The sequence below is a fragment of the Streptomyces sp. 11-1-2 genome (assembly GCF_003595545.1).
GTDB lineage: Bacteria > Actinomycetota > Actinomycetes > Streptomycetales > Streptomycetaceae > Streptomyces > Streptomyces hygroscopicus_B.
This window is the reverse complement of the sequence record NZ_CP022545.1, coordinates 4,489,805-4,508,481: the sequence shown is the minus strand read 5'-3', so window position 1 is coordinate 4,508,481 and position 18,677 is coordinate 4,489,805. Positions and strand designations below refer to the sequence as shown.

The 18,677-nt window shown below is 70.3% G+C and carries 13 protein-coding genes; 3 read left to right on the top strand and 10 right to left on the bottom strand.

Going from position 1 to position 18,677, the window contains the following annotated elements:
• Positions 1-8 precede the first annotated feature (8 nt).
• Genes CGL27_RS18625 through CGL27_RS18615 form a run of 3 tightly spaced genes read right to left on the bottom strand, consistent with a single transcriptional unit; the run spans position 9 to position 4,523 of the window.
• Positions 9-1,952 carry a substrate-binding domain-containing protein gene (locus CGL27_RS18625; RefSeq protein ID WP_119988611.1) on the bottom strand — a complete coding sequence of 648 codons (1,944 nt, stop codon included), beginning with the start codon at positions 1,950-1,952 and terminating at the stop codon, positions 9-11.
• A complete protein-coding gene (locus CGL27_RS18620; RefSeq protein WP_119988608.1) occupies positions 1,942-3,510 on the bottom strand; it encodes a sugar ABC transporter ATP-binding protein in 1,569 nt (522 codons plus the stop codon). The genes CGL27_RS18625 and CGL27_RS18620 overlap by 11 nt, the downstream gene beginning before the upstream one ends.
• Entirely contained in the window at positions 3,507-4,523 is a 1,017-nt protein-coding gene (locus CGL27_RS18615; RefSeq protein WP_119988605.1) for a LacI family DNA-binding transcriptional regulator, read from the bottom strand. The genes CGL27_RS18620 and CGL27_RS18615 overlap by 4 nt, the downstream gene beginning before the upstream one ends.
• 197 nt (positions 4,524-4,720) lie before the next feature.
• On the opposite strand from CGL27_RS18615, the gene CGL27_RS18610 reads away from it, so the two are divergent.
• Positions 4,721-6,964 (top strand): ATP-dependent RecD-like DNA helicase, encoded by a 2,244-nt coding sequence (locus CGL27_RS18610; protein ID WP_119988602.1) that lies wholly within the window; start codon positions 4,721-4,723, stop codon positions 6,962-6,964.
• A 151-nt stretch (positions 6,965-7,115) separates the two neighbouring features.
• The gene (locus CGL27_RS18605; protein ID WP_078641523.1) at positions 7,116-8,405 is read left to right on the top strand and encodes a citrate synthase; all 1,290 of its coding nucleotides are present in this window, start codon (positions 7,116-7,118) and stop codon (positions 8,403-8,405) included.
• 632 nt (positions 8,406-9,037) lie between these two features.
• Here CGL27_RS18605 and CGL27_RS18600 read toward each other — a convergent pair.
• The 3 genes from CGL27_RS18600 to CGL27_RS18590 all read right to left on the bottom strand — a co-directional run bounded on the left by CGL27_RS18600 (position 9,038) and on the right by CGL27_RS18590 (position 12,525).
• A complete protein-coding gene (locus tag CGL27_RS18600) occupies positions 9,038-11,338 on the bottom strand; it encodes a heavy metal translocating P-type ATPase (protein WP_119988599.1) in 2,301 nt (766 codons plus the stop codon).
• Positions 11,339-11,426: 88 nt separating this feature from the next.
• The gene (locus CGL27_RS18595) at positions 11,427-11,654 is read right to left on the bottom strand and encodes a heavy-metal-associated domain-containing protein (RefSeq protein WP_119988596.1); all 228 of its coding nucleotides are present in this window, start codon (positions 11,652-11,654) and stop codon (positions 11,427-11,429) included.
• A 211-nt stretch (positions 11,655-11,865) separates the two neighbouring features.
• The gene (locus tag CGL27_RS18590; RefSeq protein WP_119988593.1) at positions 11,866-12,525 is read right to left on the bottom strand and encodes a TetR/AcrR family transcriptional regulator; all 660 of its coding nucleotides are present in this window, start codon (positions 12,523-12,525) and stop codon (positions 11,866-11,868) included.
• Between the two features lie 168 nt (positions 12,526-12,693).
• Here CGL27_RS18590 and CGL27_RS18585 point away from each other — a divergent pair, with 168 nt between their 5' ends.
• Complete coding sequence (locus tag CGL27_RS18585) at positions 12,694-15,102, top strand: MMPL family transporter (protein WP_119988590.1); 2,409 nt, start codon at positions 12,694-12,696, stop codon at positions 15,100-15,102.
• A 37-nt stretch (positions 15,103-15,139) separates the two neighbouring features.
• On the opposite strand, the gene CGL27_RS18580 is transcribed toward CGL27_RS18585, so the two are convergent.
• The 4 genes from CGL27_RS18580 to CGL27_RS18565 all read right to left on the bottom strand — a co-directional run bounded on the left by CGL27_RS18580 (position 15,140) and on the right by CGL27_RS18565 (position 18,676).
• Complete coding sequence (locus CGL27_RS18580; protein WP_078641518.1) at positions 15,140-15,349, bottom strand: MerR family transcriptional regulator; 210 nt, start codon at positions 15,347-15,349, stop codon at positions 15,140-15,142.
• Positions 15,350-15,622: 273 nt separating this feature from the next.
• Positions 15,623-16,642 (bottom strand): Gfo/Idh/MocA family oxidoreductase, encoded by a 1,020-nt coding sequence (locus tag CGL27_RS18575; protein ID WP_078641517.1) that lies wholly within the window; start codon positions 16,640-16,642, stop codon positions 15,623-15,625.
• Positions 16,643-16,707: 65 nt separating this feature from the next.
• Complete coding sequence (locus CGL27_RS18570) at positions 16,708-17,628, bottom strand: sugar phosphate isomerase/epimerase (RefSeq protein WP_119988587.1); 921 nt, start codon at positions 17,626-17,628, stop codon at positions 16,708-16,710.
• Positions 17,629-17,791: 163 nt separating this feature from the next.
• Complete coding sequence (locus tag CGL27_RS18565; RefSeq protein WP_119988585.1) at positions 17,792-18,676, bottom strand: ATP-binding cassette domain-containing protein; 885 nt, start codon at positions 18,674-18,676, stop codon at positions 17,792-17,794.
• Between the last annotated feature and the right edge of the window lies 1 nt (position 18,677).

Here is an 18,677-nt window from a genome sequence, read left to right as displayed (position 1 = left end):
TTCGTTTGTCACTTCGCAGTGACGACCTTCACCGGCACCTTCACCGTGCCGTCGATCTTCTGCCCCTTGGCCGCCTTGACGGCATTCCGCACCACCATCCGGCCCAACTCCTTCGGCTGCTGGGCGACGGTCGCGGCGAGGCTGCCGTTCTCGACGGCCTTGAGCCCGTCCGGGGTGCCGTCGAAGCCGACGACGTCGACGGACTTGCCCGCCTTGGAGCCGAGCGCCTTGACCGCGCCGAGCGCCATCTCGTCGTTCTCGGCGAAGATCCCGTCGATACCGGGGTGGCCCTGGAGCAGATTGGTGGTCACATCCAGCCCCTTGGCCCGGTCGAAGTCGGCGGTCTGCTTGCCGACGACCTTGATGTCCGGGTACGCCTTGAGGCCCTCCGCGAAGCCCTTTCCGCGTTCACGCGAGGCGGAGGTGCCGGGGGTGCCCTGCAGCACCAGGATCGTGCCCTTCTTCCCGAGCCGCTCGGCGAGCGTCTTGGCAGCCAGCTTGCCGCCCGTGATGTTGTCCGAGGCCACCAGGGTCGCGATCTCGGCCTTGTTGACGCCACGGTCGGCGGCCAGCACCGGGATGCCCGCCTTGTCGGCGGCCCGGACGGACGGGCCCGCGGCATCGGAGTCGACCGGGTTGATGATGATCGACTTCATGTTCTGGCTGGTGAAATTCTGAATCTGATTGGCCTGCTGGGAGGCGTCGTTCTGGGCGTCGGTGACCGTAAGGCTGACCCCGGCGCGCTTGGCCTCTTCCTGGGCGCCCGCCTTCAACTGCACGAAGAAGGGGTTGTTGAGGGTGGAGACCGACAGCCCGACCTTGGTGGACGCGCCCCCGGAGGAGCCGGAGCGCCAGACGGCGGCGCCGACGGCGATGGCGGCGACGACCACGGCGGCGAGCGCGAACTTGCCCGCGTTGACGGCCTTCTTACGGCCGCCACCGGACGATCCGCCCGCCGCGGCCCCGGGCGCGCCCGGGCTTGCCCCGGCGCGTCGGCGCACCGTGTCCAGCAGCACCGCGAGCGCGATGACGACACCGATGACGACCTGCTGCCAGAAGGGGGAGACCTCCAGCAGGTTGAGCCCGTTGCGCAGCACCGCGAGGATCAGCGCGCCGATGAGCGTGCCGGACGCCTTACCGACGCCACCGGACAGACTCGCGCCGCCGATGACGACCGCGGCGATCGCGTCGAGTTCGTAGCCGACGGCCGCCTGCGGCTGCGCGGAGGACAGCCGGGAGGCGAGCACGATGCCCGCGACGGCCGCGAAGCCGCCGGAGAGCGCGTAGATGACCAGCTTCTGGCGCGTCACCCGGATCCCGGAGAGCCGGGCGGCCTCCTCGTTGCCGCCGATCGCGTACATCGCGCGGCCCGCGTACGTGCGGCCCAGCACACCCGCGGTGATCAGCCCCATGCCGATCATCACGAGCACCGGGATGGGCAGCCAGCCGCCGATGGTGTCGCCGAGGCCGGACATCGACTCGGGGATGGCTATCGGGCTGCCCTGGGAGATCACCAGGGCCAGGCCGCGGCCGATCGACAGCATCGCGAGCGTGGCGATGAACGGCGGCAGCTTCCCGAAGGAGACCAGCGCCCCGCTGACCAGACCGCAGGCGACACCGGTGGCGACGGCCAGGAGCGCCGCGAACCACACCGGCAGCCCCTGTGAGGTCGCCGACCAGGCGAGCACGGTGGCGGACAGCGCGGCCACCGAGCCGACCGACAGATCGATCCCCGCGGAGACGATGACGAAGGTGACGCCGAAGGCGAGGATCGCGGTGACCGCCGCCTGGACGCCGACGTTGAGGAGATTGCCGGTGGTGAGGAAGTCGCCGGACAGCAGCGACATGGCCGCCACCAGCAGCACCAGGGCGCTCAGGGCGCCGTTGTCGAGCAGCACGCGGCGCAGCACCGCCGAGCCCCCGGGGTCCTTCGTAAGCGTGTCAGTGGCCACGGGAGCCCTCCTTTTCGTTGCCGCCGACTCCTTCGTCGGCGCCCTTGACGTCCTTCACTGCCAGGGCCATCACGGCGTCCTGGGTCGCTTCCCGCGCGGTCAGCTCGCCCGAGATCCGGCCCTGGGCCATGACCAGGACCCGGTCGCTCATCCCCAGCACCTCGGGCAGATCGCTGGAGATCATCAAAACGGCGTGGCCGGACGCGGTGAGTTCGTTGATGAGCTGGTAGATCTCGACCTTGGCGCCCACGTCGATGCCGCGGGTCGGCTCGTCGAGGATCAGCACCTTGCTGTCGGCGAGCAGCCACTTGCCGATGACGACCTTCTGCTGGTTGCCGCCGGAGAGGGTGCGCACCCGCTGGTCGAGCCCGGCCATCCGGACGGCCAGCCGCTCGGCGACGCCGGCCGCCGCGCTCCGCTGAGCGGCCCGGTCGACGAGCCCCGCGCGGGTGGCGGCGCGCAGCGTGACCAGGCCCAGGTTCTCCTGCACGGTGCCGTCCAGGACCAGGCCCTGGCCCTTACGGTCCTCGGGGACGAGGCCGATCCCGGCCCGCATGGCGGCCACCACGTCATGGCGGGCCAGCGGGCGGCCGAGCACCTCGACGGAGCCGGAGTCGTACGGATCGGCGCCGAAGAGCGCCCGTACGACCTCCGTACGGCCCGCGCCGACCAGCCCGGCCAGGCCCACCACCTCCCCGGCGCGCACGTCGAAGCCGATGTCCTGGAAGCTGCCGTTCCGGGTGAGCCCCCGGACCTTCAGCAGGGGGTCACCGGCGTCCGTGCGCTCCCGTGGGTACTGCTGCTCGATGGAGCGGCCCACCATCAGCCGCACCAGCTCGTCCTGTTCGGTGGTGGCCGGGACCTGGGTGACGCTGCGGCCGTCGCGCAGCACGGTGACGCGGTCGCCCAGGGCGGCGATCTCCTCCAGGTGATGGGTGATGAAGACGACGCCCACCCCGTCCGCGCGCAGCGTGCGCACGATCCGGAAGAGCTTGTCGACCTCCTCGGTGGTGAGCACGGCGGTCGGCTCGTCCATGATCAGGACGCGGGCGTCCAGGCTCAGCGCCTTGGCGATCTCCACCATCTGCAGCCGGGCGATGCCGAGGTCCCGGACGCGGGTCCGGGGCGAGACGTCCACCCCGACGCGGGCCAGCAGCTCGGCGGCGCGCTCGTCCATGGCCTTGCGGTCGATCATGCCGAAGCGGCGCGGCTGGCGGCCCAGGAAGATGTTCTCGGCCACGGTGAGGTCCGGGACGAGGTTGAACTCCTGGTAGATAGTGGCGATTCCGAGCCGCTCGGCGTCCTGCGCGCCGTTGATGCGCACCGGGCCGCCGTCGACCAGGATCCGGCCCCCGTCGGGGCGGTGCGCGCCGGAGAGCATCTTGATCAGCGTGGACTTGCCCGCGCCGTTCTCGCCCAGGAGGACGTGCACTTCGCCCCGGCGCAGATCGAAGTCCACCCCGTCCAGGGCGATCACCCCGGGGAAGGTCTTACGGACGCCCTCCATGCGCAGCAGCTCCGCCCCGGCGGGGGAGGACCGCTCGGACTCGGCACTCATGGCTTGCTCCCTTCGGGCTCGCCGCACGAGCGGCGGGTGACCAGACGGGCGGACAGGGTCACCGATTCGGCGGGCCGCCCCTCGACGAGATCGATCAGCGCGCGTACGGAGGCATGGCCGAGCGCTCCGGTCGGCTGGGCGACGGCGGTGATCGGTGGATCGGTGTGGACGAACCAGGGGATGTCGTCGAACGCGGCGAGCGCCACATCATCCGGCACCCGCAAGCCCCGCGCGCGGATCTCATCCATCGCGCCGAGCGCCATCAGGTTGTCCGCGGCGAAGATCGCGTCCGGGGGGTGCGGCAGATCGAGGAAGCGGGCGGTCACCCGGCGGCCGCTGTCCGCCTGGAAGTCCCCCTGGCCGATGTGGTCCTCGGACAGCGCCAGACCGAACTCGCGCAGCGCGGAGCGGAAGGCGTCCACCCGTTCGCGGCCGGTCGTGGTGGCCGCCGGGCCCGCGATGATCGCGAGCCGGCGGTGCCCCAGGGCGCACAGATGGTCCACCAGATCGCGGATGGCTCCCCGCCCGTCGGTGCGGATCACCGGCACCGCATCCAGGCCCTCGCCCTCGATCCAGCGGTCGACGAAGACCATGGGGGTGCCGGCGCGGGCGGCGGCCAGCATCATCGGGGAGCCGCCGTCGGTGGGGCTGACCAGCAGTCCGTCTATGCGGCGGTCCATCAGGGTGCGCACATGGTGGTCCTGGAGCTCGGGCCGCTCATCGGCGTTACCGATGATCACGCTGTAGTCCAGCTCGCGGGCGGCGTCCTCGACCGAGCGGGCCAGCTCGGTGAAGAAGGGATTCAGCACATCGCTGATGACCAGCCCCAGGGTCCGGGTCTGATCGGTGCGCAGCGAGCGGGCCACCGCGTTGGGGCGATAGCCGAGGTCGGCGACCGCGGCGAGCACCCGTTCACGGGTGTCCATGCGAACGGAGGGGTGGTCATTGAGCACCCGTGAGACCGTCGCGACGGAGACCCCGGCACGCCGCGCCACGTCCTTGATGGCCGGCATCGTCCACCTCCTTGTGGAATCGATTACATGGATTGGAATCGATTACATGGAAGGAGGCAAGGGGTCGGCCGCCGGTGAAACCGGATCGTGATATTCCGCCGCGGGATCCACGGCCCCGTTCTTCCCCGCGGGCGTTGTTCACAGGCGTTGTCCACAGGCCCGAACCGCGTGTCGGCTCCCGGCGGTACGGTCGGGGCATGCTCAAACTCGCGGTGGTCGAAGGGGTCCTGGAGCGGATCACCTACGCCAATGAGGAGAACGGCTATACGGTCGCGCGGGTCGACACCGGCCGGGGCTCCGGCGATCTGCTGACCGTCGTCGGCTCGCTGCTGGGCGCCCAGCCGGGCGAGTCACTGCGGATGGAGGGCCGCTGGGGTTCCCATCCGCAATATGGCAAACAGTTCACCGTCGAGAACTACCAGACCGTCCTCCCCGCCACCGTCCAGGGCATCCGGCGCTATCTCGGCTCGGGGCTGATCAAGGGCATCGGCCCCCGGATCGCCGACCGGATCACCGAGCACTTCGGCGTCGACACCCTCGATGTCATCGAGGAGCGGCCCGAGCGGCTGGTCGAGGTCCCGGGCCTCGGCCCCAAGCGCACCAAGATGATCGCCGCGGCCTGGGAGGAGCAGAAGGCCATCAAGGAGGTGATGGTCTTCCTCCAGGGGGTGGGCGTCTCCACCTCCATCGCGGTGCGGATCTACAAGAAGTACGGCGACGCGTCGATTTCGGTCGTGAAGAACGAGCCGTACCGGCTGGCGGCCGACGTCTGGGGCATCGGCTTCCTCACCGCCGACAAGATCGCCCAGTCGGTGGGCATTCCGCATGACAGCCCCGACCGGGTGAAGGCCGGCCTGCAGTACGCGCTGTCCCAGTCCGCCGACCAGGGCCACTGCTATCTCCCCGAGGAGCAACTCATCGCGGACGCCGTGAAGTTGCTCCAGGTGGACACCGGTCTGGTCATCGACTGCCTGGGGGAGCTCGCGGCCGAGGACGAGGGCGTGGTGCGCGAGCCGGTCCCGGGCCCGGCGGACGGCGAGCCGGTATCCGCCGTCTATCTGGTGCCCTTCCACCGCGCCGAGATCTCCCTCGCCGGCCAGGTGCTGCGGCTGCTGCGCACCCAGGAGGACCGGCTGCCCGCCTTCGGGGACGTGGACTGGGACAAGGCGCTGGACTGGCTGGCGAGCCGCACCGGAGCCGATCTGGCGCCCGAGCAGAGCCAGGCGGTGCGGCTCGCGCTGACCGAGAAGGTCGCGGTGCTCACCGGCGGGCCGGGCTGCGGCAAGTCCTTCACCGTGCGGTCCGTGGTGGAGCTGGCCCGCGCCAAGAAGGCGAAGGTGGTGCTCGCGGCGCCCACCGGCCGGGCCGCCAAGCGGCTGTCCGAGCTGACCGGCGCCGAGGCGTCCACCGTCCACCGGCTGCTGGAGCTCAGGCCCGGCGGGGACGCGGCGTATGACAGGGACCGCCCGCTCGACGCGGATCTGGTGGTGGTCGACGAGGCGTCGATGCTCGATCTGCTGCTGGCCAACAAGCTGGTCAAGGCGGTCCCGCCCGGCGCCCATCTGCTCTTCGTCGGGGATGTGGACCAGCTGCCCAGCGTGGGCGCCGGGGAGGTGCTGCGCGATCTGCTGGCCCCCGGCAGCCCCGTCCCGGCGGTGCGGCTGACCCGGATCTTCCGCCAGGCCCAGCAGTCCGGTGTGGTCACCAACGCCCACCGGATCAACGAGGGGGTGCCGCCGGTCACCCAGGGCCTGTCGGATTTCTTTCTCTTCGTCGAGGACGACACGGAGGAGGCCGGGCGGCTCACGGTCGATGTCGCGGCCCGCCGCATCCCCGCCAAGTTCGGTCTCGACCCCCGCCGTGACGTGCAGGTTCTGGCCCCTATGCACCGCGGCCCGGCGGGCGCGGGCACGCTCAACGGACTGCTTCAGCAGGCCATCACCCCGGCCCGCCCGGACCTCCCGGAGCGCCGTCTCGGAGGCCGGGTCTTCCGGGTCGGCGACAAGGTGACCCAGATCCGTAACAATTATGAGAAAGGGGCCAACGGGGTCTTCAACGGCACGGTTGGCGTCGTCACCTCACTCGACACCGATGAGCAGCGGCTGACCGTGCGGACGGACGAGGACGAGGAGGTACCGTACGACTTCGACGAGCTGGACGAGCTGGCTCATGCCTATGCGGTGACCATCCACCGGTCACAGGGCAGTGAGTACCCGGCCGTCGTGATTCCGGTGACCACCGGGGCCTGGATGATGTTGCAGCGCAACCTCCTGTACACGGCGGTGACCCGTGCCAAGCGCCTTGTGGTGCTGGTCGGCTCGCGCCGCGCGCTGGGGCAGGCGGTGCGCACCGTCTCGGCGGGGAGGCGCTGTACCGCGCTGGATCACCGACTCGGCGGCGATGTGACAGTCGAGCGTGTCAAGAGGGTTTCCGAACGATGACGATCGGGGCAGGATGGCCGTGAAGGCGGCACTGAGTGCCGCCAAAAGGCTCTTCAGCCGACCCCGAGTGCACGTTCTCTACCCGAGTAGGGGAAGGTGGGGGGAGTCAGGGCACCTCGAAGAAGAGAACCAGACGTCGGTGAGGGATGACGTGAGCGACAACTCTGTAGTACTGCGGTACGGGGACGGCGAATACACCTACCCGGTGGTCGACAGCACTGTCGGCGACAAGGGCTTCGATATCGGCAAGCTGCGTGCCCAGACCGGTCTGGTGACCCTGGATTCCGGTTACGGCAACACCGCCGCGTACAAATCCGCGATCACCTATCTGGACGGTGAGCAGGGCATCCTGCGATACCGCGGCTACCCGATCGAGCAGCTGGCGGAGCGCGCCTCCTTCGTGGAGACCGCCTTCCTGCTGATCAACGGGGAGCTGCCGACCGTCGATGAACTGGCGGCCTTCCGTGGGGAGATCACCCGCCACACGCTCCTGCATGAAGACGTCAAGCGGTTCTACGACGGTTTCCCGCGGGACGCCCACCCGATGGCGATGCTGTCCTCCGTGGTCAGCGCGCTGTCGACCTTCTATCAGGACAGCCACAACCCCTTCGACGAGAAGCAGCGCAACCTCTCGACGATCCGGTTGCTGGCCAAGTTGCCGACCATTGCCGCATATGCGTACAAGAAGTCGGTCGGTCACCCCTTTGTGTACCCGCGCAATGACCTGGGCTACGTCGAGAACTTCCTCCGGATGACCTTCTCGGTCCCCGCGCAGGAGTACGACCTCGACCCGACCGTGGTCTCCGCGCTCGACAAGCTGCTGATTCTGCACGCCGACCACGAGCAGAACTGTTCGACCTCCACGGTCCGGCTGGTCGGCTCCTCGCAGGCCAATATGTTCGCCTCCATCTCGGCGGGCATCAACGCGCTGTGGGGCCCCCTGCACGGCGGCGCCAACCAGTCCGTGCTGGAGATGCTCGAGGGCATCCAGGCTTCGGGCGGCGACGTCGACACCTTCATCCGCAAGGTGAAGAACAAGGAAGACGGCGTGAAGCTCATGGGCTTCGGGCACCGCGTCTACAAGAACTTCGACCCCCGGGCGAAGATCATCAAGTCGGCGGCGCACGATGTCCTCTCCGCGCTCGGCAAGTCCGACGAGCTGCTCGACATCGCGCTCAAGCTGGAGGAGCACGCCCTCGCGGACGACTACTTCGTCGAGCGCAAGCTCTACCCGAACGTGGACTTCTACACCGGTCTGATCTACCGGGCGATGGGCTTCCCGACCGAGATGTTCACCGTGCTGTTCGCGCTCGGCCGGCTGCCTGGCTGGATCGCCCAGTGGCACGAGATGATCAAGGAGCCGGGTTCCCGTATCGGCCGCCCGCGCCAGATCTACACGGGCGTCGTCGAGCGCGACTTCGTCCCGGTCGAGGAGCGCTGACCTTCGCTTCTCCGGTGCCCCCGTCCTGATAGGTCGGGGGCACTTGTATTTGAGCCGGGCACCTTCGCGCATCCGCCCCATGGGGTCTTCCGGCAGGGGGCACCTCCCAGCGGTAGCTGGGGGCGAGCCGAAGGGGCGCGCCTGTGTCGAAAGGGAGACGCGCGCAGGGAGCGAGGAACGAGCGACCGAGCACGTCGACCGTCGACACAGGCTTTTGCGCCCCGGAGGCGAACCGAGCCTTAAAAGAAAGCCAGAAGCGCCCCGCTTCCGATCCCCCCACGGGTCGGAGCGGGGCGCTTCCCTTGCCCCGGAGCGGATTCCCCCCACGGGATCCGGCCGGGTGTCTACGGGCCCTTGCGGGCCGTATGGTGACGCGATCCGCCGGGACGCGTACCTACGGGAGGGCCGCTCAAAGCTCCCCGAGTACGTCGTCCCGGCTACGCGTAGCGGGATACGTCCCCCAAGACGAATCCCCACCGTCCCATTAGACTCGCGACCCCCCTCGATGGTTACGTTGGGTTGTATGTGATCTGCGTCTCTTGCCATATGGGCCATAGAAGGGCAAGAGCCTCGATTTGAAGATCGAGGCTCTGCTGTATGGGTGTTGTGCGGCTTATGGGGACTTGGTGAATCTATGTGGACGCTGTGAAGGCCCGCAGTCGCAGACTGTTCGTCACCACGAACACGGACGAGAACGCCATGGCCGCTCCCGCGATCATAGGGTTCAGCAGTCCCGCCGCCGCCAGCGGCAGCGCGGCGACGTTGTAGCCGAAGGCCCAGAAGAGGTTGCCCTTGATGGTGCCGAGCGTCCGGCGCGCCAGCCGGATCGCGTCCGCCGCCACCCGCAGGTCGCCCCGGACCAGTGTCAGATCCCCGGACTCGATGGCCGCGTCCGTGCCCGTGCCCATCGCGAGCCCGAGGTCGGCGGTGGCGAGGGCGGCCGCGTCGTTGACCCCGTCGCCCACCATGGCGACCGTACGGCCCTCGCCCTGCAGCCGCTTCACGACGTCCACCTTGTCCTGGGGCAGCACCTCGGCGATGACGTCGTCGATGCCGACCTCGCGGGCCACCGCCTCGGCGACGAGCCTGTTGTCGCCGGTCAGCAGCACCGGGGTGAGGCCGAGCGCCCGCAACTGGGCGACCGCCTCGGCGCTGGTCTCCTTGACGGCGTCGGCCACCAGGAGGACGCCGCGCGCCTTACCGTCCCAGGCCACCGCGACCGCCGTCTGCCCCTCCGACTCGGCCGCCGCCTTGGCGGTCGCCAGGTCCTCGGGCAGTTCGATGGCCCATGCGCCGAGCAGCTTCTCGCGGCCGACCAGGACCGCGTGACCGTCCACCGTGCCCTGGACGCCGAGGCCGGGCTCGGATCGGAAGTCCGCGGGCGTCGGGAGGTCGCCGATCCGCTCGGCCGCGCCGTCCGCGATGGCGCGCGCGATCGGGTGCTCCGATGCGTGCTCCAGGGCGCCCGCGAACCGCAGCAGCTCCTCCTCGTCCACGCCGGGCGCCGTGACGGCCCCGCGCAGCCGCATCTGTCCGGCCGTCACCGTGCCGGTCTTGTCCAGGACGACGGTGTCCACCCGGCGGGTCGACTCCAGCACCTCGGGCCCCTTGATCAGGATGCCCAGCTGGGCGCCGCGGCCGGTGCCGACCATGAGCGCGGTCGGGGTGGCCAGGCCCAGGGCGCAGGGGCAGGCGATGATCAGGACGGCCACGGCCGCGGTGAAGGCGGCGGCCGTCTCGCCCGTGGTGAGCAGCCAGCCCAGCAGGGTGCCGACGGCGATCAGCAGCACGATCGGGACGAAGATCCCCGAGACCCGGTCGGCGAGCCGCTGCACCTCGGCCTTGCCGTTCTGCGCGTCCTCGACCAGCTTGGCCATGCGCGAGAGCTGGGTGTCCGCGCCCACGCGGGTGGCCTCGACCACGATCCGGCCCGCCGTGTTGACGGTGGCGCCCGCCACCGTGTCGCCCGCCACCACGTCCACCGGCACCGATTCGCCGGTCAGCATCGAGACGTCCACGGCGGAGGAGCCCTCGACCACCGTGCCATCGGTGGCGATCTTCTCGCCGGGACGCACCACGAAGCGGTCGGCCACCGCCAGCTCGCCGACGGGGATCCGCTCCTCCTGTCCCCCGCGCAGTATGGCCACGTCCTTGGCGCCCATCTCCAGCAGCGCGCGCAGCGCGGCGCCCGCCCGCCGCTTGGACTTCGCCTCCAGGAAGCGGCCCAGCAGGATGAGGGTGGTCACCCCGGCGGCCGCCTCCAGATAGATCGCGGACGACCCGTCGGCCCGGGAGACGGTGAGATCGAAGCCGTGGCGCATTCCCGGCATGCCCGCGTGGCCGAAGAACAGTGCCCACAGGGACCAGCCGAGGGCCGCGAGGGTGCCGATGGAGACCAGGGTGTCCATGGTGGCCGCGCCGTGCCGGACGCCCGTCCAGGCGGCCTTGTGGAAGGGCGCGCCGCCCCAGACGACGACCGGCGCGGCGAGGGTGAGTGAGAGCCACTGCCAGTTGTCGAACTGCAGTGACGGCACCATCGCCAGCACCACGACGGGCAGGGACAGGGCGAGGGAGACGAGCATGCGGTGGCGCAGCGGATCCGGTCCGGCCTCGCCGCGCCGGTCGGTCTCCGGTGCGCCGGGGGTGCGGGGCTCGGGCAGGGCGGGGCGCGGTTCCTCGGCGGTGTACCCGGTTTTGACGACGGTGGCGATCAGGTCGGCGACCTCGATCCCCGCGCCGTAGGACACCTTGGCCTTCTCGGTCGCGAAGTTCACCGTGGCGGTGACGCCGTCGAGGCGGTTGAGCTTCTTCTCGATACGCGCGGCGCAGGACGCACAGGTCATGCCGCCGATGGCGAGCTGGACCTGTGAGGGCTCGCCGGCCGTCGCCGTGGTGTCGGTGGCGGCCCCGGCGGGGGGTGCCGTGCTGGTCATGTCTGGTCTCCTGGGAGGAGGGCCGGGCCGTACGGCGACTGTATGAGCAGGGCGGTACGGTCCCGGCGGAGGTTTGGTGGGGGCTCGCTCAGGCCGCCCGGCCGGTGAGCTCGTAGCCCGCCTCGTCCACGGCGGCGCGGACGGTCTCGTCGTCCAGCGGAGCGGCCGAGATCACGGTGACCTGGCCGGTGGACGCCACGGCCTTGACGGAGGTGACGCCGTCCAGGGAGCCGATCTCCGCGGAGACGGCGCCTTCGCAGTGGCCGCAGGTCATACCGGTCACCTGGTAGACGGTGGTGACAGCCTCGGAGCTCATGGGGTTTCTCCTGTGTGGGGTGAGCGTGACGGTCGGTGCGCAGGAGGCACCGGAATGCCTCAGCGCCTCCTGACGATCCCCACTTTATACCCCTAGGGGGTATCGATGGAAGCCGGTGGTGCGCCGGTCCGTGACGGGTGTGCCGCGCCCGCGCGCACTCCTCCCCGGTCCGGAGCGGACGAGGGGTGGGTGGAGAGGGTGCGGCGTGGGGTCAGGGGCGGGCGCTGACTCCCTCGGTGCCGAGCACCGGGGCGAGGTAGCCGTACAGGGCGGTCTTCAACTCCGCGACGTATGCCTCCCGTTCCGTGCCTTCATGGCCGAGGATCAGCGTCAGTCCGGCCTTGAACAGGGCGAACGCCATGGTGGTGGTGTGGGTGCGGCGCTCGGGGGAGAGGTCGGGGTTGCGGACGCCGATCAGCTCGCTGATGCGGTCCTGGATCGCGTCGTGCAGTTCGGCGTGTTCTTCGAGGAGTCGGCCCGGTGCGTCGGAGGACTGGATCAGGGCCAGGAAGGCCGGATTCGCGCAATTGAACTCGATCATCGGGTCGAGGATCGTGTCGAGCAGCTCGCCGAGGGGCAGTGCGACGTTCTCGGGCGTGAAGACCGTTCCGTGGGTCTCCACCATCCGGCGGTTGAGGTGCTCGCCGAGCTCGACGGCGATGGCCTCCTTGTTCGGGAAGAACTGGTACAGCGTGCCGGGGGAGACCCCGGCCTCGCGGGCGATGGCGTTGGTGCTCGCCGAGGTGTAGCCGGTGCGGCAGAAGACATGGGCGGCGGCGTCGAGGAGCTGCTGGATCCGGCGCTCACCGCGCGCCTGTCTGCGGCGCGGCTTCGCCGTTTCGTCGCGCTGATCCACCTTGCTCTCGCTCACCTGTTTTCCCCGGCTCTCCGTGTTCGATTGACAAACGCGAGCGCCCGCTCGCATTCTTGAGAAACGCGAGCGGTCGCTCGTGTTTACCGCCCATGGTAATCAGCGACCCATGCTGCCTACGGACGTGTGGGTGGCGGCATGGGGCACAGATGAAGGGGACACCGCACCATGACCGATGTCAACCGCCCACCCGGGGACCGGATCGGAGGGTGGACGCGCCTGGTCACCGCACGGCCGCGGCTGTCCCTCCTGATCGCTCTGGTCTTCACGGCGCTGGCCGTCGTGGCGGGGAGCGGGGTCGCCGACCGGCTGGGAAGCGGCGGCTGGGAGGACCCGGCGGCCGAGTCCTCGTATGCCACCAAGGCACTGGAGAAGCGCTTCCCCGCCTCCCAGCCCAATCTGATCCTGCTCGTCGACAGCGGCGCCAAGACCGTGGACGATCCGGCCGTCGCGGCCGAGGCCCGGGCCCTCGCCAAGAAGCTCTCGGATGAGCAGGCGATCACCGGTGTCACCTCGTACTGGGCCACCGGCGCGCCCTCGCTGCGGGCCCGTGACCGGGGCGAGGCGATCATCGCCGCGCGGATCGTGGGCGACGAGTCCGCCGCAGGCAAGACGCTGGAGCGCATAGCGCCCCACTACCGGGGCGCCCATGGCCCGGTCGAGGTGTCGGTCGGCGGGATGGTCGCGGTCCGCCATGAGCTGCAGACCACCATCCAGGAGGATCTGCTGCGGGCCGAGATGATCGCCCTGCCCATCACCCTGGTGCTGCTCGTCATGGTCTTCGGCAGCGCCGTGGCCGCCCTGCTTCCGCTCGGCGTCGGCATCATCGCCATCCTCGGCACCGACGCGGTGCTGCGCGGGCTCACCGAGTTCACCGATGTCTCGGTCTTCGCGCAGAATCTGACCACCGCGCTCGGCCTCGGACTCGCCATCGACTACGCCCTGTTCATCGTGCGCCGCTTCCGGGAGGAGCTGGCCCAGGGCGCGGAGAAGCTGCCCGCCGTCGCGACCACGCTGCGCACCGCCGGGCGCACCGTGCTCTTCTCGGCGCTGACCGTCGCCGCCTCGCTCTCCGCCATGCTCGTCTTCCCGCAGTACTTCCTGCGCTCCTTCGCCTATGCGGGGATCGCGGTGGTGCTGATCGCCGCCACCGCCGCCCTGGTGGTCCTGCCCGCGGCGCTCATCCTCCTGGGGGACCGGGTCAACGCACTGGACCTCACCCGGCTGCTGCGCCGTGGCCGCCCGGCCCGCGAGGGTGAGCCCGGAGCGGGCTGGGCGCGGCTCGCCCGGCTGGTGATGCGGCGCGCCCCGCTGTTCGCGCTGGCCACCGTCGCCGGTCTGGTCGCGCTGGGACTGCCGTTCCTGAGGGTGGAGTTCGGCACCGCGGACGACCGTCAGTTGCCGTCGAGCGCCGAGTCCCATGTGGTGCAGCAGCACATCCGGGAGGGGTTCCCCGGCGGTCCCGGGGGCGCGGTGGAGGTCCTCGCCGAGGGCGGGACCGGCACCAAGGCCCTCGCCGACTACAGCGCCAAGGTCTCCGCCCTCCCCCAGGTGCTGCGGGTGGACGGCCCGGCGGGCCGGTTCACGGACGGGCGGCGGGTGGCCGAGCCGGGGCCGGCGGAGGCCGCGCGTCTGGCCGGTGGCTCGGCCGACATCACGGTGCTGCCCAAGAGCGAGGCCGTGGACGCCGCCAGCCAGGACCTGGTGCGGACGATCCGCGCCCAGGAGCCGCCATTCACCACCTCGGTCACCGGCACCGCCGCCGTCCTGGTGGACACCAAGGACTCCATAGGCGACCGGCTGCCCTGGGCCGCCGCCATCATCGTCGCCGTCACCCTGCTGCTGGTCTTCCTGCTCACCGGAAGCGTGCTGATACCGATTCAGGCGGTGCTGCTCAACGCGCTCAGTCTGACCGCGATGTTCGGCGCGGTGGTGTGGGTCTTCCAGGACGGGCATCTGTCCGGTCCGCTCTCCTTCACCACCTCCGGCGATATCGAGACCACGCTGCCCGTCCTGATGTTCTGCGTCGCCTTCGGGCTCTCCATGGACTACGGGGTCTTTCTGCTCTCCCGGATCAAGGAGGAGTACGACCGCACCGGGGACCATCAGGCGGCGGTCGAGTTCGGACTGCGGCGCACCGGCGGCCTGATCACGGCGGCGGCGCTGATCCTCGCCGTGGTGATGGTGGGCATCGGCACCTCGCGGGTCACCAACACCAAGATGCTGGGGCTGGGTATCGCCCTGGCCGTGCTGATGGACGCGATGGTGGTGCGCGGTCTGCTGGTGCCGGCGGTGATGAAGCTGACCGGCCGGGCCACCTGGTGGGCCCCTGGCCCACTCCGTCGGCTGCACACCCGGTTCGGGCTGAGCGAGGGGGAGTCCGCGCCCGCCGGAAGCCGCACGGACGCCGGGGCCGGCACGGATGGCGCCAGTGGCAGCGACGCCGACGGCCGGTGCGGGGTCGAGGGCGGGCCTCGTGGCGAGAAGCGGTCTCACGGTGAGGACAGGTCTCACGGTGAGGACGGGCTGCCCGGAGAGGGGGAGACGGTGCGGGACCGTGTGAGTACGGGCCGCTAGCGGATCACGGGGGTACGGCACCACGGCGCCCGCGCCGCTAATCCCTGGCGTCCCGCCGGGCGCGGCGGTTGCCGGGTCTGCGGGCCACCCAGGAGCGGATCGTATCCGCGTACCAGTACGGCTTGCCGCCCTCCACCAGATCGGGGGGCGGCAGCAGGCCGTGCTTGCGGTAGGACCGCACGGTGTCGGTCTGCACACCGATATGTGCGGCGATCTCCTTGTAGGTCCACAGCCTCCGGTCGGTCATCTCTTATGCCCTTCCGCAGGTCGTCACGGCCACGGCCCAGTGGGGCCGTCGGGGGAGCCGCGGCGCGCCTGCTCACGCTCCATCAGCCTGTGCCCGGGTCAACGACGCTGAGTGACGGACGGCCAGGGGCTGTTGAGCACCTGTGACGTAGACGTGTGGAGATGTGACGGCTGTGACGCAAGAGTGACGCACCGGACGATGGCCCCCTGCCATGGCGACAGCGGACCGGCCGTGGGGAAACGGCCGGTCCGCTGTGGGTCGGTTGGTGGGGCGTCAGCTGTAGAACGCGGGGCGCTCGATCATCTCGACGGCCGTGCGCTCACCCGTGGCCTGGGCCCGGACCCCCGCCTCGCTGACGGCGGTCGCGGCATAGCCGTCCCAGACGCTGGGGCCCTCGACCTCCCCGCGCCGGGTGGCGTTGACCCACGCCTGCACCTCCCGGTCGTACGCCTCCTCGAACCGGGCCACGAAGTCGGGGGCGATCTCCCCGCCCCAGGTGCCGGGCCGGTTGACCAGCATGCCGTGGGCGTCGCCGACGCGGGCGGTGCCCCGTTCGCAGACCGCCTCCGCCTGGACCTGGTAGCCGAAGCCGCAGGTGGCGAAGATCTCCACATTGACGATCGCACCGCCGGTGGTCTCGAAGACCACAAGCTGGGGGTCGCTGAGCGGCTCGGGGGACAGCGAGCTGGGGGTCGGCTTGAGCACGGTGACCGCGGTGATCTCCTGCTCCAGCAGCCAGCGCGACTGGTCCATCTCATGCACCACCGAGTCGGTGATCATCATCTCGTTGGTGAAGTACGAGTGCACCGAGGCGTTGCGGTGGCGGCAGTGCAGCAGCAGCGGGCGGCCCAGCTCACCACCGGCCAGCAGCGCCTTGAGCTTCATGAACTCGGTGTCGTAGCGGCGCATGAAGCCCACCTGGACCCGGCGGTGGCCCAGCTTCTGCTCCGCCTCCAGCACCCGCAGCGCGGAGGCGGAGTCCGGGGTGAGCGGCTTCTCGCACAGCACCGGCAGATCGCGCTCGAACGCGCTGAGCAGCGCGGCCTCGTGCGCGGGTCCCGGCGAGGCGATCAGCACCGCGTCCACGCCGGGTGCGGCCATCGCGGCGGCCGGGTCGGTGAACGCCTGACAGCCGTCGGCGGTGTCGGCGACCGCCTTGGCCCGCGCCTCGTCGATGTCGACCACGGCGGCCACCCGGGCGCCGCTGATCACCTCGTTGATGCGGCGGACATGGTCGGCGCCCATCTTGCCGGTCCCGATGACGGCGACCCCGAGCGTTCCCTGCTGCGTCATAGGCTGATCTCTCTTCTCTCTCTGCTCTCTGGACGGTTCGACGGCCCGTGGGGGCGGAAGGGAGGTCAGGCGCCGCAGGAGCGCAGGAAGCGCCGGGTGCGCTCGGCGATGGGGAAGGGCTGGTCGGGCGGGCAGGGGTACATGTCCTGCTCGACGATGGCGAACAGGTCCACATCCAGCCTCTGGGCCGCGGTCAGGACCGGTCCCAGCTCCGGAACGCCGTTCGGCGGTTCGCACATGACGCCGCGCTGCACGGCGGGGCCGAACGGCACCCCGTTCTTGACCACATCGGCGAGGATCTCCGGGTCGACCTGCTTGAGGTGGAGATAGCCGATGCGCTCGCCGTAGGTCTCGATCAGCTTGACGCTGTCGCCGCCGCAGTAGGCGTAGTGGCCGGTGTCCAGGCAGAGGTTGACCAGGTCGGAGTCGGTGGCGTCCAGGAAGCGGGCCACGTTCTCCTCGGTGTCGATATGGGTGTCGGCATGCGGGTGGACGACGATGTCGAGCCCGAAGCGCTCCCGCACCTCACGGCCGAGCCGCTCCATCCCGGTGGACAGATGGCGCCACTGCTCGGCGGTGAGCGTCGAGGGCTCGATCAGCTCGGCGGTCTTGTCGTCCCGCCAGAAGGAGGGGATGACCACCAGGTGCTTGGCGTTCATCGCCCGGGTCAGCTCGGCCACCTGGGAGACGTGCTCCCAGGTGGCGTCCCAGACCTCGGGGCCCCGGTGCAGCGAGGTGAAGATGGTGCCCGCGGAGACGGTGAGGCCGCGCCGGTCGGTCTCCTCGGTGAGCCGGGCCGGGTCGGTCGGCAGATAGCCGTACGGACCCAGCTCGATCCACTGGTAGCCGGCCTGCGTGACCTCGTCGAGGAAGCGCTGCCAGGGGACCTGCTGGTCGTCGTCGGGGAACCAGACCCCCCAGGAGTCGGGGGCCGAGCCGACCCGGATGCGGTCCAGGGCGGGTGCGGGGGAGGCGTCGGCAGTCATGGCAGAGGGTCTCCTCGGTGTGCTGGGGTGCCCGCGTCGTACTGTTTTGGGCAGCTTCACCGGCCGGGCGGGCGGCCGTCAAGAGTTCGTCAGGACATTCGGACGTCTTGTCAGGAGAATGACATCCGGAGGATGGCGTCCTGTCAGGGGGGAAGGTGCTCGGTCAGGCGGAAGGGGCGGTCACCTCCCCGGGCAGCTCATCCACATCGACCCCGCGGACCTGGGACAGCTCATGCTTGAGGGCGGCCAGTTCGGCGCCCCCGGCCATGTGGTTGGTGAGCTCTTCGAGGCTGACGTCCTCACGTGCGGCGTTCAGCTCCAGGGCGCCGAGCCTCAGCACCGCGAAGTGATCGCCGACCATATAGGCGTGGTGCGGGTTGTGGGTGATGAAGATGACCCCGAGCCCGCGCTCGCGCGCCGCCGCGATGTACTTGAGCACGACACCGGACTGCTTGACGCCGAGCGCCGCCGTCGGCTCGTCCAGGATCAGCACCCGGGCGCCGAAGTGGACCGCCCGGGCGATGGCCACGGACTGCCGCTGGCCGCCGGAGAGGGTGCCGATGGGCTGTTCGAGGTTGTCGAGGTGGATGCCCATGGCGGACAGCTCCTCGTCGGTGATCTTCTTCATCCGCTGGATGTCCAGCCGGCGCACCGGCCAGGGGCCGCGGGTCAGCTCGGAGCCGAGGAAGAAGTTCCGCCAGACCGGCAGCAGGGGCACGGTGGCCAGGTCCTGGTAGACGGTGGCGATGCCCAGGTTGAGGGCGTCGCGCGGGTTGTTCAGCCGCACCGGCTCGCCGTCGACGAGGTACTCGCCCTCGTCGTGCTGGTGCAGCCCCGAGATGATTTTGATCAGGGTGGACTTACCGGCGCCGTTGTCGCCGAGTACGCAGGTCACCCGGCCCGGCCGGACGGCCAGGTCGATGCCCTCCAGGGCGCGCACGTTGCCGTAGAGCTTGCCCACACCCCGCAGCCGGACCACCGGCTCATCGGCCGGTGCGGCGGCCTGCGCTGCGCCGCCGGGGCTGTTCTTGGGTTCGTTCGTTGCCATT